The 15,085-nt window shown below is 42.8% G+C and carries 10 protein-coding genes; 6 read left to right on the top strand and 4 right to left on the bottom strand.

Annotation, left to right across the window (positions count from 1 at the left end; translation table 11 throughout):
- Nucleotides 1–30: 30 nt before the first annotated feature.
- The gene (folE2, locus tag BM378_RS01950; RefSeq protein ID WP_074988444.1) at nucleotides 31–912 is read right to left on the bottom strand and encodes a GTP cyclohydrolase FolE2; all 882 of its coding nucleotides are present in this window, start codon (nucleotides 910–912) and stop codon (nucleotides 31–33) included.
- Between the two features lie 423 nt (nucleotides 913–1,335).
- Here folE2 and BM378_RS01945 point away from each other — a divergent pair, with 423 nt between their 5' ends.
- Nucleotides 1,336–3,501: a M3 family metallopeptidase gene (locus tag BM378_RS01945; RefSeq protein WP_036972554.1), complete on the top strand. Its 2,166-nt coding sequence runs from the start codon at nucleotides 1,336–1,338 to the stop codon at nucleotides 3,499–3,501.
- A 145-nt stretch (nucleotides 3,502–3,646) separates the two neighbouring features.
- Here BM378_RS01945 and BM378_RS01940 read toward each other — a convergent pair whose 3' ends face one another.
- Both BM378_RS01940 and BM378_RS01935 read right to left on the bottom strand, forming a co-directional pair.
- Complete coding sequence (locus tag BM378_RS01940; RefSeq protein WP_206770764.1) at nucleotides 3,647–4,348, bottom strand: M15 family metallopeptidase; 702 nt, start codon at nucleotides 4,346–4,348, stop codon at nucleotides 3,647–3,649.
- Between the two features lie 52 nt (nucleotides 4,349–4,400).
- Nucleotides 4,401–6,014 carry a sensor domain-containing diguanylate cyclase gene (locus BM378_RS01935; RefSeq protein WP_369678706.1) on the bottom strand — a complete coding sequence of 538 codons (1,614 nt, stop codon included), beginning with the start codon at nucleotides 6,012–6,014 and terminating at the stop codon, nucleotides 4,401–4,403.
- Nucleotides 6,015–6,347: 333 nt separating this feature from the next.
- On the opposite strand from BM378_RS01935, the gene BM378_RS01930 reads away from it, so the two are divergent.
- The gene (locus tag BM378_RS01930; RefSeq protein WP_074988442.1) at nucleotides 6,348–7,535 is read left to right on the top strand and encodes an acyltransferase family protein; all 1,188 of its coding nucleotides are present in this window, start codon (nucleotides 6,348–6,350) and stop codon (nucleotides 7,533–7,535) included.
- A 71-nt stretch (nucleotides 7,536–7,606) separates the two neighbouring features.
- Here BM378_RS01930 and BM378_RS01925 read toward each other — a convergent pair whose 3' ends face one another.
- Complete coding sequence (locus BM378_RS01925; RefSeq protein WP_074988441.1) at nucleotides 7,607–10,474, bottom strand: FAD-binding and (Fe-S)-binding domain-containing protein; 2,868 nt, start codon at nucleotides 10,472–10,474, stop codon at nucleotides 7,607–7,609.
- 350 nt (nucleotides 10,475–10,824) lie between these two features.
- Here BM378_RS01925 and BM378_RS01920 point away from each other — a divergent pair, with 350 nt between their 5' ends.
- The 4 genes from BM378_RS01920 to BM378_RS01905 all read left to right on the top strand — a co-directional run bounded on the left by BM378_RS01920 (nucleotide 10,825) and on the right by BM378_RS01905 (nucleotide 15,085).
- Nucleotides 10,825–12,642, top strand: coding sequence for a glycoside hydrolase family 3 protein (locus BM378_RS01920; protein WP_074988574.1), 1,818 nt, complete (start codon nucleotides 10,825–10,827; stop codon nucleotides 12,640–12,642).
- A gap of 67 nt (nucleotides 12,643–12,709) precedes the next feature.
- Nucleotides 12,710–13,507 (top strand): putative hydro-lyase, encoded by a 798-nt coding sequence (locus tag BM378_RS01915; protein WP_036972558.1) that lies wholly within the window; start codon nucleotides 12,710–12,712, stop codon nucleotides 13,505–13,507.
- Between the two features lie 7 nt (nucleotides 13,508–13,514).
- Nucleotides 13,515–14,246 carry a 5-oxoprolinase subunit PxpA gene (locus BM378_RS01910; RefSeq protein WP_074988573.1) on the top strand — a complete coding sequence of 244 codons (732 nt, stop codon included), beginning with the start codon at nucleotides 13,515–13,517 and terminating at the stop codon, nucleotides 14,244–14,246.
- The gene (locus tag BM378_RS01905; RefSeq protein ID WP_074988438.1) at nucleotides 14,231–15,085 is read left to right on the top strand and encodes a glutamate cyclase domain-containing protein; all 855 of its coding nucleotides are present in this window, start codon (nucleotides 14,231–14,233) and stop codon (nucleotides 15,083–15,085) included. Before BM378_RS01910 ends, BM378_RS01905 begins: the two co-directional genes overlap by 16 nt.

Here is a 15,085-nt window from a genome sequence, read left to right as displayed (position 1 = left end):
ACGATTGTCAAAGTTTGTAAACATTTAAGCCTACTTAGCCTCGTAAACCACGGCATTATGCGCATGCAAACTTTCTTGATGTTCAATTTTAAACTGATAGTCAGCAAGCCCATTCATTGCCTCTAAACATGCTTTTAATCGCCTTGCCGCATCCTCACAAAATAATAAGTTTTCTGCATTAAGGGCTGCAAATGCTTGCTCATCTTCACGCTTAACCGCGGTTTGCACGGGAGTACCAATTGCGTGTTCACATGTTTGTATAAAATGCGAAAGATCAGGCAATTGTTCACTCTCAAAGGTGGCGTCTATGTAAGCATAAGAGCGCTGGCTATGCGGCGTTGCAATCGAGCCTTCTTCACTGGCAAGCCAGCCTAACAAAGCGTGCTTATGGATGCTGTCCTCTTTAAAATGTGTGTCGACCGCTTCACTTAAAAGCTGTCGCGACAACGCCGCTGAGCACGGGCATGTACTACTGTAAGCAATCGTGACGTTTAATTTAACCGTTAGGTGCGCTTGCTGAGTAATGGTTAACACCACGGGGTAAGCGTTATACCCCGCGTTATCACTGAGCAATGCCGGTTTTAACAACGGTAAATCAAAATGCAGCACCAGCTTTGCTCCTTGGCTTAAGCCCTGTTGAGAAGCAAGCATGTGGTTCATACACTCAGCCAATCGATGCTGAGTTAATGTTTGCTGTGCCAACATCTGATTAAGCATTAAATACAAACGCGACATATGAATGCCTTTAGCATTGCTGTCTAGGCTAACAAACACATCGGCAAACGCATTAAGCGCCACATTTAATCCCGCCAACTCAAGCTTGATAGGTAAGGCTATTTTTTCCATACCGACCCACTTTAACGGAAATTGAAAATGGCTATTACTGTGTGAGGTTATATCGGGTAAATACATAGTGGATTCTTATAAATGACTAAAATTTAAAGCCTGATGGCCTTTTCCTAATGACTGACTTAAAAAATAAAATGCCAATACTGTTTATTGAATAATTAATGATACAATATAACATACCATTTAATCACTAAGAATGGGGCTAAAAAATACGGTTGCTTTTAAAATTGACAAAAAGGCGATATGATTTTGGTCTGTTTATATAATAAAGACAGTCGGGGTTTAGGGTAGATTCACCACTTATCGCAGCCAATAATCACCTTATCGCAACGGATGGGGTCATTCGTCGTCATCCACAGTATCCTCAGTCTATTGGTTACACAGTCATTGTGCTCCTAGTGAGCATAACTGCGCCGCGACTAACTATTAACGAAGCTTTCGCATTACCGGCGCAATTTAATTTTAGAAATAAAAAAGAGATAAACAATGAAACACTTACTCGCAACAGCGATCAGTTCAGCGTTATTGTTAACGGCCTGTTCTGAACCACAAACAACAGCAAACAATACCACTACAGAGCAAACAGCACCGGCAAGCGCTGTTGAACAAACAAACCCACTGTTTGTGAAAAGCGAACTACAATACGAAACGCCTGATTTCAACGCCATTAAAGATGAGCACTTCATGCCTGCTTTCAATAAGGGCATGACAGAGCAAATGGCAGAAGTTCAAGCGATCATCAACAACACAGCAAAGCCTGACTTTGCTAACACCGTTGTTGCACTTGAAAAAAGCGGTGAATTATTAACGCGCACACGCAGCATTTTTTATAACCTAGCAGGCAGTGATTCAAACCCTGCTCGTCGTGAAATACAAAAAGAACTCGCTCCAAAGCTTGCTGCACATAACGACAATATTTTCTTAAATAAAGCGCTGTTCGACAAAGTTGCTAGCGTACATGAACAAATGGATTCTTTAGCGCTAACAGCCGAAGAAAAGCGCTTACTTGATGTTTACTACAAGCGCTTTGTACGTGCAGGTGCAAAACTAAACGCAGAAGAAAAACAACAAATCCGTGATATCAATACAAAGCATTCAAGCTTAACCACGCAGTTCTCGCAAAACCTATTAGCACTGACTAAAACCAACGTTGTGTTAGTTGATGACAAAGCACAGCTTGAAGGCTTACCTGCGGGTCAAGTTGAACAGCTTGCTAATGCTGCAACAGAAGCGGGTCACCCGGGTAAGTACCTAATCAAAATCACTAACACCACACGCCAACCAATTTTAGCCACACTGAAAAATCGTGACCTGCGTGAAAAAGTATGGCGTGCATCTGCAGAGCGTGCTCTTTCAGGCGAAAACAGCAACCGTGAAATTGTTGCTGAACTTGCTAAGTTACGTGCTCAAAAAGCCAAATTACTAGGTTATGACAGCTGGGCTGCGTTTGGTTTAGAGTCGCAAATGGCGAAAAAACCAGAAGCCGTATTTGATATGTTTGCCAGCATGATCCCGGCATTGATGCAAAACGTCAACGCAGAAGCGGCAGCAATCCAAGCGAAAATTGATGAGTCAGGTGAGCAATTTAAGCTGCAACCGTGGGACTGGTTATTCTACGCAGAGCAAGTGCGTAAAGATAAATACAACCTAGATGAAAACGCTGTTAAAGAATATTTTGAATTTAACCGCGTATTAGAAGACGGCGTGTTTTACACAATGAACCGTTTATACGGTATTACTTTCAAACCACGCAACGATCTGCCCGTTTATCACCCAGATGTGAAAGCGTACGAATTATTTGATGCAGACGGTAAGAGCTTAGCTATTTTCTTTGCTGATTACTTTGCCCGTGAAGGTAAACGTGGTGGTGCATGGATGAGCTCGTTCGTGAAACAGTCTGGCTTAAAAGAGCAAAAACCCGTGGTTGTGAATGTTATGAACATTCAAAAAGGTGCCAATGGCGAACCAACACTTATCAGCTATGATGAAGCCACGACAATCTTCCACGAATTAGGTCATGGCCTACACGGCATGTTCTCAAACGTGAAGTACCCAACATTGTCTGGTACGTCGGTATCGCGTGACTTCGTAGAGTTCCCTTCTACCTTTGAAGAAGACTGGGCAATGTACCCTGAAGTTATCGCTAATTATGCAAAACACCACAAAACAGGTGAGCCTATTCCTGATGAATTACTGAAAAAAGTAATTCAATCTCGCAGCTTTAACCAAGGCTACGATACGCTTGAGTATGTTGCAGCAGCGCTGTTAGATATGGAATGGCACTCACTAAGTGCAGATGCTCCCCTGCAAGATATCGAGAAGTTTGAACAAGAAGCACTAACTAAACACGGCGTAAACGTGCCATTTGTTCCACCTCGTTATAAATCAGCCTTCTTCTCACACTCTATGGGTGGTGGCTACTCAGCTGGTTACTACGCATATATGTGGAGTGAAATCTTAGCGGCAGATGCCTTTGCTTATGTACAAGAGCAAGGTGGTTTAACACGCGAAATGGGTGATAAATACCGTAAAGAGATTTTAGAAGTTGGTAACTCACGTGACCTTATGGAATCGTTCAAAGCATTCCGTGGTCAAGAACCTGATACCTCAGCGCTATTAAAACGCCGTGGTTTAAAAGCGACTGTTCAGTAGAGCAGTTGCGACTCCCCACTTTGTGCTTATAAAGGCACGAAGTGGGGGCATTTCGCTAGGCAATGGCTATGTGGGATTAACCCCGTAGTTTCACACCGACCTGTCACAACGTTTTATGCCGCGTTTTTAATAATTTAGAGCTTTTCTATTCCACCACAAAGTCAAAGTAGGTGGCTGGGTATGCCTGAGGCTGATAAGTAAAGTGCCACCATTCCATTGAATACGGGGCAAAGCCTGCATCGGTCATCAACTGTTTAAGTTTATATCTATTTGCTTTTTGACTGGGGCTAATTCGTGAGTCGTCGGTGTTAGAAAGGGTATCAAACATATCAAACGGTGACCCCATATCAAGCTCTTTCCCCTTAGAGTCAACCAACGTTAAGTCGATAGTTGAACCTCGGCTGTGGCCTGATTTAGCAGCAATATAGTCGCCAAGCAGCTGGTCTTTCCCTAAATTTGGATAAAACTCAGCTTTTGTGCGGGTATCCTCTAGGTCGTTTACCCAACGCACAAAATGATTAACAGCGCGTTGTGGGCGGTAACAATCAAATATTTTTAGACCAAGTCCCTCAATTTGCGCCGCATTTTGCACTTTTTTAAGCGCATTGGCAGCGCTGGTGTGCAATAAACACTTAGGGGCGTTATAGCCCTCTATCGGTTTGCCGACAAAGTTATGATGGCCAAAATAACGAATATCGAGCATCGCATTTGGCAATAATGCACCGACATCTACAAACTCGCTGCGCTTATCTTCTTGCGGGGTTGCATTGACCGATGCCGCGCCCAGTAATGCCACACTGACAAAGGCCATTGATTTAGACACGCTATATAAGTGAGTGAATGCCATTAAATTTATCCGTTAATAACTTAATTAATTTCACTATTACACAATAAATAACTTATTCCAACTCTGTCGCCTCAAAAAGCGACGTATCCTGTTGATCATAAATCGTATCGACAACACAGCGATTGCGACCTGTTCTTTTTGCTAGATAAAGCGCTTGGTCGGCTAATTTCATAACGTCGTCTAGGCTTAATTGCTCAAGCGGCCAGCCCGCAATACCAATCGATACATTAATATTACCCACCGGTTCAATAATGCTTTTAGAAATGCGTATACGTAAACGTTCAGCCAATTGATACGCACGCTTAGGGTGCACATTAGGTAAAATAACAATGAATTCCTCACCGCCAGTGCGTGCCACAATATCGCTATCACGCGTCACATCGAGGAGTATTTTTGCTAAAGATTGCAAAACAACATCGCCAATATCGTGACCAAACTCATCATTTACGCGTTTAAAGTGATCAATATCAATCGCTAATACCGCAAATGAGCGCTGCTGTGCCATTAATTGGCTTAACTGCATATTTAAGCTTCTTCGATTGTGCAAACCCGTTAACGGATCAGTGTGTGCTTCGTGACGCAAAAGGCCTATTTTACTTTCTAACAGCCCAATGCCTTTGAGCATTGCTTTTCTCAGTTCATCGCTCTCATAATACCAAGAGCGAATGTGTTTAAGTGCAACTGATGTTGTGGGCTCATCCAAAGTATTTGCTGTTTCAGCCAGCTTTCTTAAAGGCTGAGCTATCAATTTTGCAAGCACCCAAATTAACACGAATGTTAATATTCCTATTGGCGCTGTTTTAATAAATACTTGCCACATTAAGCTATCAAGCGGTGCAAGGGTACTTTCAAGCGGACGTTGTGTTACCACACCCCAGGGTGCCATTGTCATGGGGGCATACCCCGCTAACATTGCAACACCTTGACTATTAATCACTTGTTGCTTACCAACTTTGCCTTTAAGCACAGCATTGATCACTTGGTTATCAAATACTTGCTCACCTATGCGCTCTTTATCGGGGTGATAAAGCAAACGGTTGTTTTCATCGACAACATACAAATACGAGCCGTCTTGGTGATAATGTACCTGCAATAGTTCGTTGAGAATACTGGCACGCTTTAAGTATAACGTGCCGCCTACATAGCCAATAAATTCATTGTTTGAGTTAAATAACGGCTGTGACATAAAAATCAGTAAGTTACCGGCCATTGAGATATAGGGCTCACTGATCATAGGCACGCGATACGACAACGCGGCTTTGGTACCAAAACTATCCACTTTACGATTTTGTAAGTTAAGTGAAAGGGGCGACACCCCTAATATGTCACCAAACTTATTGACAATAATTGTTGAATTAAAACTGTTTGTTTGCAGCCTTAATCGTTCTGCTTCAGCATTAATGAGCGTTTGATTTGTAAAATCTGCTTCAAGTATTTTGGCAACGTATGCTAATTGCTGCTGCGCCGCCAATAAAAAGTTATCGGTAGCAGACACAAGCTTCGCCGCATACGCTTTATGATTATTTAATGTGTTATCTATCAGCTGCTGTTTTTGAACTTGATAGCTTGAGTAGTAACTATTTAGCAAGGTAATGAGCGTTGCAGAAAACGCCAGCAGTAAAATTAAGCGATGCAGGTTCAAGCCCGCTCTAAGACAATTAAGCACGATACATCTCATTTTATAAAGCCCAATCTCCGTATCGAGCACATCTAATACCTTTATACTAGCAATTATAAATTTGTACCTCTATAGAACTTTTCTCAAATATTGATTTAGCGCAACAATAAGTGCATTTACTCTAATAAATCACTTTATTGATTAACCACTGCCATAGATTCATAGATTCATAGGTTCATAGGTTCATAGATTCATAGATTCATACACTTTCATTTAAATTCATGCGTGTGGTGCCCTCGTTTATAAAAAATTAGATACGGCTTGCTTTAAAGGAATAAATTATCTAGATTAAAATCATTAATAAAAGATAAAAAATTCAAAATGAAACAACACTGTTCATCCATTCTAAACACATTACCGCCGCATCGCTTAATGGCGTTAGACGTTATGCGCGGCTTAACCATCACCGCAATGATTCTAGTAAATAATCCAGGCAGTTGGAGCGCAATGTATTGGCCGCTAAAACACGCTGAGTGGCACGGCTGGACACCAACCGATTTAATCTTTCCCTTTTTTATTTTTATTGTTGGTATGTCGATTACTCTTTCTGTCGATAGCATGCGAGCTAAAGGGTTTAACCATGCTTATATACTAAAAATGGGGGCAATTAGAGCCGTTAAACTACTCGCTCTTGGTTGGTTTTTAGCACTGTTTTTTTATAATTTTCGTGATCCAACCTTTAGCTGGATTGATGACACACTTTTGCAACTGAGAGTACTTGGCGTGCTGCAGCGTATTGGCTTAGTGTATATCGTAGCACTGTGTTGTTACCTCTATTTAACGCCTCAAAAAATTGCATTAACCTGTATTAGCTTACTTGCAGTCTATGCTGTAGCAATGCTCTACCTTCCCTACCCACTGCCCAACGGAGATGTCGTTAATGGTTTATGGTTACACGGTAATAATTTAAGCGCGTGGATTGATAATGCAGTACTGGGCAGTCACCATGTTTATTATGCTAAAGCACAGCCCTTACCTTTTGACCCTGAGGGAATTTTCTCTACTTTGCCTGCCATTGCCAGCGCGCTGAGTGGCATACTGGCGGCGGTGTACTTAACCAAACAAACAGACCTAAAAAAACAAGCGCGCGTCTTTATCCTCACAGGTGTGTTAGCGGTTATTGCAGGCTACTTAATCTCGCCACTTACACCTATCAATAAAGCACTTTGGACACCAAGTTATGTGTTACTCAGCTCTGGACTTGCAATAATTACCTATGCGTTTTGCAGTGCAATTTTAGACATTTACAAAGTACGTGCATGGGGTGCTCCCTTCATTGTGTTTGGTGCTAACGCCATTTTATTCTTTATGTTTGCAGCCATACTGGCGCGGTTATTAATTATGATCCCCGTGGGGGATACAAGCTTAAAGGGCCTTATTTACGGCTCAATAAACACGTTGATCACAGATAACCCCTTAGCTTCTTTTGTGTTTTCGTTGCTGTTTTTAGCTGTGTCATACGGTGTGATGTATGGCTGCTATAAGAAAGGCATTTTTTGGAAAGTGTAAATAATGAATTAAGCCAGTTGTGGCAACACAACTGGCTCGTAAATAGAACTGACTGTTAATAAGACAGGCTCCTAATTAACAGTGCTGCTTTGCTTATCAAGTAAATACAAAATAGATTGATAACTAATGCCACTGTGTTCAGTTAAGCCTATTTCACAACTGCGGCTATTAGACACCCCTCGATTGCAGTTTTTTGGTACCTGTTGTTTGAGTGTTTTGAGCGCATTGGCGTTAAGCTTGGGCAGGTTAAACCCTTTATCGCCAGCAAAGCCGCAGCATTCTATATCAGCCGGAATAATAACTTCTGAGCTGCATGCCTTGGCAAGTGTGACTAAACTTTGCTCTTTTCCTAACCGCTTTGAGCTACAAGTTACATGCAACATAATAGGCTCGCTTGTTTGAGTTACCTGCAAATGCGCTAAAAGCTGCTCGGTTGCGAAGTCTGCACTTTCGAAAATAGTCAGTTGCGTATTTTTTGCTGCATTCAATGTGGTTAAAGCGCAGGGACTGGCGTCAAAAACGATGGGGTATTCTCCATTATTAGAACAGTCAATGAGCTCTGTTAGTAATTGCTCACTTTTGTTTTTAAACTCTTTATTAAGGCCTTTACTCGCAAAGGGCATACCACAGCATAATGAATCTGGCTGCTTAGGGATGATAACTTCAAACCCTGCCTTTGCAGCTAACGAATGCATTACTTCGACAAGAGAACGCGTATCATCACTGCCTTTATCGGCAGCAAAAACCCGTCCTGCGCAGCTTGGCACATACACCATTTTTTTATGTTGCGGCTTTTGCTTTACGTGACAATTAATTGGTTGCTCAGCACGAGGCCACGCCGAAAAATACAAAGGCGTACCCAGTAGTCGGTGAGCAGGTTTAGTTAAGCTCACAAGGTTGTTTGTGCCGATAGCTTTTTCAAGCACCTGCATCACATTTAAACCCAATCGTGCCCCACCGGCCATGACCGAAAAATGTTTACTCGCAAAGGCTGCAAGCGAGCGTGTGAGTTTGTTTGTAGCCGCTTTTTCGGCTCTTAATGATTTAATAAATTCGCCCGTGTTAATACCCACAGGGCATTTTAAGCCACACAGCCCTGTTGCTGCACACGAATCAATCCCCAGATATTTAAAGTCATTTTCAATAACGGTGAGCTTTTGATTTAACTGTTGCTTGGTTTTTAAATCGTCTGCTGCCTGTAACGCGGAGTGTAATTCAGTGCGATGACGCCACAAAGTTATGCGCTGTCTTGGGGTTAGAGTGAGTCCTTTTGAAGGGCACACAACTTCACAAAAGCCACATTCAATGCAGGTATCAATAATATCGTCACTTTTGGGCATGGTTTTTAAATGTTGCGTATGCGCATTTTTATCAGCATTGATGATCACCCCGGGGTTGAGTATATTTTTCGGATCAAACAATTGCTTAAGCTTCACCATAACGGCAAAACCATCATCGCCCCACTCTGTCGCCACAAAAGGCGCCATGTTACGGCCCGTGCCATGCTCTGCTTTTAGTGACCCTTTAAGCTCAACGGCGACTAAGTTGGCAACATCTGCCATAAATTGCTCATAGCGCGTTACTTGCTGCTTAGTATCGAATGCTTGTGTAAACACAAAATGTAGATTTCCTGCCAGCGCATGACCAAAAATGATCGCTTCATCGTAGCCATATTTTATAAAGAGCTGATGAAGCGCATTAACACCCAAAGCCAGCTTATCAAGGGCAAAAGCAACATCTTCTATAATTACTGTGGTGCCTGTTTCGCGCACAGCTCCCACCGCTGGAAATGTTCCTTTGCGAATATTCCACAGTGCAGCATTGTGCACGCTATCTGCCGAAAAGGCGATAGTAGCAAGCGCAGATTCGCTAAACTCATTAATTAACTGCTGCGTGGTGTGCGTAAGCTCATTGAGCGTGTGTGCATCTTCTGCCCTTAGCTCAATTAAAAGCGCCGCGGCGTGTTCTGGGTAATCAGCAACATTCTTGGGCATAATGGCGTGCTCTGCCACTGACATCAATGCACGTTTATCAAGTAGTTCAACGGCGGCGACATCAAGCTCGCTAAGTCTTTGCACTAACTCACACACTTTGTTTATGTCATCAAAAATAAAGAAGCCGGTGTGCTTATGGCTGTGTTCAATAACCGTGTGGTAAGTGATATCGGCAATAAATGCTAACGTCCCCTCAGAACCAATGATCACATGCTTAATAATGTCTATTGGATCAGAAAAATCCAACAACGCATTTAAACCGTAACCGGTGGTGTTTTTTAGTCGGTACTTATGCGTAATTAGCTCACTGAGTGCAGAGTTTTGCTTAACACTGGCTACTAAATTCATTAACTCATTAACCCAATCGCTATGGGTGCTTAAGAAACGTTGGCAGCTGTGTTCGTCAGCCGTATTAAGTTCTGTGCCATCGGCAAAAATAAGCGTCATATCTTTTAGTGTATGGTAGCTATTTTGCGCGACACCACAGCACATACCAGAGGAGTTATTAGCGGCCATACCGGCAATTTTACAGCTGTTAATCGACGCAGGATCAGGACCAATCTTTTTACCATAAGGGGCCAACACCTGATTGACTCTTGCTCCAATAATGGCGGGCTGAAGACGAATTGCATCGGCGTTATCTAAAATTTCAAAGTTGCTCCAACTATCACACAGCAAAACCAAGACAGAGTCGGTAATTGCTTGGCCAGATAAGCTGGTGCCCGCAGCCCGAAAGGTAATAGGCACGTTATGTTGATTTGCCGCGCTAATAACCTGCTTTGCTTGTTTTTGGTTACTGACAAGAACCACTAACTCTGGAATTAAACGATAAAAGCTCGCGTCTGTTCCATACGCATAGCGGCGCGAGTAATCTTCTATTAATGCGGACTCTGGTAAAAAAGGTGTAATGTATTGTTTAAACGCATGCAATCGGGTTAATGCCATCTCGCCCCCAAGCTAGCCTTAATCTGGTGTGATAAATATGGAATATATTATTACTTTAATTTTAATCAAAAAGCGACTTATTAAATTGATAAATTATCAACTTCGTTCTGAGCAGGTCGGGTTTTCGTTATATTTTTTGGGGTTATAAGTAATATTCAGTGTTTTAACTACGCTTTTTGCAGTCCAAACCAAAAACCGTTAGGGTAGCAAAAAAATACTGTATTTCTATTTAAAAACACATTAACATCGAGAATAATTTATTCTTAAAATTAATTAAGCGTTTTGCTTTGGAGCTTGCTGTGTTAAATAAGTTTGCACTATCGTCACTGGTTATCGGATTAGGGTGTTTCATGCCATTACAATCATCATTTGCTGAGTCTGCGTTAACTTTAAAACAGCAGTTAGGGCAAAAACTAATGCTCGACTTACGCTATTACTGCGAACAAAAAATCGGCGAGCAAGACATCGGCGAGCAAAAATGCCGCACGCCAGTTACACACTTACCCGCTGATTTAGCCAATATCATCACTAAACATAATATTGGTGGCGTAATTTTATTTGCCGAAAATATTGATACCGTGCCGCAAGTAATTAAACTTAATAACGACTTACAAAAAGCCGCGGCTAAGTCAGCGTTAGGCTTACCTTTGTTTATCTCGATTGACCAAGAAGGTGGCCGGGTTGCTCGTATACCACGCGATGTAGGCACGTCATTCACGGGCAATATGTCGATTGGCGCAACGTATAAAGAGCATGGAACTCACTTTGCCAAAGAGTCCGCTCGTATTATTGCTGATGAACTGCTCGCTCTGGGCGTTAACGTAAATTATGCGCCGACGGTTGATGTAAACATGAACCCCGATAATCCTGTGATCAACGTACGCTCTTACGGTGAAGACCCCCAATTGGTTGCTAAACTGGGTGGCGCTCAAGTGGCAGGCTTTGAAAATAATGGGGTTATTTCATCGTTAAAGCATTTTCCGGGGCATGGCGATACCAATGTCGATAGCCACACAGGCCTGCCTAAAGTGATGCACGACAAAGAAACTATTTGGCAACAAGATTTGCCGCCGTTTAAAGAGATCATTAAAAACCAGCAACCGGGTATGATAATGACCGCGCACATACAGTACCCAGCGCTTGATAACAGCACCTTTGTGAGCAAAGAAGGTAAAACCATGATCAAGCCTGCAACTATGTCGCGCAAAATCATCACCGATTTGCTACGCGATGAGCTTGGCTATCAAGGGGTTGTTATCACTGATGCCCTCGATATGGCTGGCATCAGCCATTTTTTTGAACCTATCGAAGCTGTAATCAACACATTTGCCGCAGGCGTTGATATCGCGCTGATGCCAATTGAAATCAGAAGCCCTAAAGACTTAGCCGTACTCGAAACACTGCTAGAGCGCTTAGAAAACGAAGTAAAACGTGGCACCTTAAATGCCGATGAAGTGAGTGCATCAGCAACACGCATTTTAAAACTTAAAGAAAAATTCAACCTAACAACGCAGCTTGACGATGAAGCCGCAATAAAAAAAGCGCAGTTACTGCTTGGTGATCAACACCACCGAAAAGTAGAGGCAGAACTGGCATTAGCGGCCATTACCGAAGTTAAAAACGAAAAGCACACTTTACCGCTTAAACTTAAAGAAAACACCAAAGTGCATATAATTATGCCTGACACACGAAAATGTTTCGCTCTGCAACAAGCTCTGCGGGATAACACACACACGTTGTTAAGCTTTAGCTGCACCAGCTTGCAAGGCTTTGAGCCACTTTCAACGTTAAAAGAGTTAAACGAAGCGGATGTGATTATTGCGGCGAATGCTTCACCCAAGCAAAGTGCTGTCGAAGTAGGTGGTATGGATGACTTGGCCGATAACCCAGAGTTTGCGATTGCAGACCAATCAGCCGCGCTAGAATCGTTACTTAAACAAGCTAAATTAGCAAACAAAAAGACCGTATTTGTCAGCTTACGCGCACCGTACGATATTGCCCAATTTGGCAAATTTGGTGATGCAGTCCTTGCCACCTATGCTTACAATATTGACGTGGACACTGACGAGAAAATCGCAGGCCCTGCATTCACAGCATTGGCAAAAGTTTTGCTGGGTAAAGCCCCTGCGAAAGGACAGCTTCCCGTTACAATTAACGGTATAAATTAATGTCTAATACCCTTAGATTGAACTGAATGTTATGGTTGGTTCAAGCTAAATACTGAAGGAGAGGCACGTGCAAAAAGATGCATCATTAACGACCCCAGCAGCGATTAGGAAATTGGTGCGGGCAGGTGACTACAGCGGTCATACTTCTGGCTTTGCTCCTGGTTTCGTGCAGGCAAATCTAGTTATTTTACCGAAACAATATGCGTTCGACTTTTTGCAATTTAGCCAAGCCAACCCTAAGTCATGCCCTATTATTGCAACCAGCCACTCGCCAGGTGTAACCGATATGCCAACCGTTGGTGAAGACATTGATATACGCAGCGACTTGCCTCGCTATCGCATATTCAAAAATGGTCAAATGGTTGAAGAAGTCACTGACATAAGCGATGTATGGCGTGATGATTTAGTGACCTTCCTAATTGGCTGCTCATTCTCATTTGAAGAAGCATTGATTGCCGCAGGGCTTGAAATTCGTAATATCACCGAGCATAAAAATGTGCCGATGTATGTGACTAATATGCCCTGTCAAAGTGCAGGAATGTTTCATGCAAATATGGTCGTAAGTATGCGACCAATGAAGCCTGCTGATGCGATTCGCGCTATTCAAGTGTGTAGCCGTTTTCCAAGTGTTCATGGCGCACCAGTTCATTTTGGTGACCCAGCAGCGATTGGTATAAAAAATATAAATAAGCCTGAATTTGGCGATGCTGTCACCATTAAAAATGGCGAAGTTCCGGTGTTTTGGGCCTGTGGTGTCACCCCACAAATTGCTATTGCGAATGCAGCACCCGATTTTTGCATTACACATAGTCCAGGTCATATGCTGATCACCGATATTCCAAACAGTAGAATGGCGGCGTTATAAAATGACCATGAAACTTAATTGCGATTTAGGCGAAAGCTTTGGCATGTGGAAAATGGGCCTTGATGAGCAAGTAATGCCGCATATTGATATGGCCAATATTGCCTGTGGTTTTCATGCGGGTGATGCCGATGTAATGGCAAACACATTAGCCCTTGCCAAGCAGCATAATGTCACTGTTGGCGCTCATCCAAGCTACCCCGATAAACAAGGTTTTGGTCGCCGCTCAATGGCTATGAGCGCTCAAGAATTGATAAATTGCCTGCATTACCAAATAGCGGCGATTGATGGCATGGCAGCAGTGCATGGTTTAACACTTAATTATGTGAAACCTCATGGCGCGCTTTACAATGACATGATGCGTGATGAGCGTATTTTAGAGAGTGTAATGCGTGCCGTTGCAAGTTACCCAAAGTCATTAAAATTAATGATTTTAGCTACCAATCAAGCAGATAAACACAAAGAACACGCAAGCGCACTCAATTTAGAACTTATTTTAGAGGCATTTGCCGACCGCCAATACACCGACGAAGGTACACTTGTGCCACGTAACCTTGCTGGCAGTGTACACGACAAGCCCGCGTTAATCGCACAAGTTAAACAGTTGATTAAACACGGTACTGTGACCACTCGAAGCGGTCAACAGTTAACGCTGAATGCAGATAGCCTCTGCGTGCATGGTGATAACGAAGCAGGCATTGCCCTAATTCAAGAGATTAAAACATTATGTCAGCAAGCCTAAGCGACGAAGCCCTCAGCCAACAAATTGAAACCATGATGGTTGAACAAAATCCACGTGGTATGCAGCATTTATACGCAATGCAAAGCACCGGCACGTACTTACGCGCAGCTCAGGCATTAAATAAAGCAAATGGACCGGTATTAATTGGCACTGGATTTGCGGTTAATAACACCTTTGAAACCGATGGCCCGGTTGGTGCAATTGCACTTTATAGCGTGTTAGACAAGCTAGGAAAACAGCCCATTTTAGTCACTGGCAACCCCCTTTACAGCGCATTAAAAAACGATTTTAACTGTTTTGAATTGCCGATTAACAGTATTGAAAATGCCCGCACTTTTAGCATTAAAGCGCTTGAGCAATTAAAGCCAGATTGCGTACTGTCAATCGAACGTCCGGGGCTTAATGAGCATCAACGTTATTATAATATGCGTGGTATCGATATTTCGGAGCACTGTGGCTGTTTTGATTTTTTTATAACAGAAGCAACCTGCCCAACCATAGCAATAGGCGATGGTGGCAACGAAATTGGCATGGGTAATCTTGCAAAGCATATGCATGGGCTCAACATAACACCCAGTGTAACGCCTTGCGATGAATTACTACTTGCCGATGTATCTAACTGGGCAGCCTATGGCCTTATCGCATTTTTAAGCCGCTGGCATAACACCGATTTTTTGGCTGATATAGAGCCTTTGAACATTTTGCAATACCTAAGTGAGCGCGGCAGTGTAGATGGTGTTACCCATAAAAACGAGCTCACTGAAGACGGCCTTCATGCAATGCATGGCCAACAATTAATAACTCGGCTTCGCCAACTTACTAGACAGAATGAGGTTTAA

Origin of the sequence: Pseudoalteromonas lipolytica (genome assembly GCF_900116435.1) — a bacterium.
GTDB lineage: Bacteria > Pseudomonadota > Gammaproteobacteria > Enterobacterales > Alteromonadaceae > Pseudoalteromonas > Pseudoalteromonas lipolytica.
Note: the sequence above shows the minus strand (reverse complement) of the source record. Positions and strands in the feature narration are given on the sequence as shown.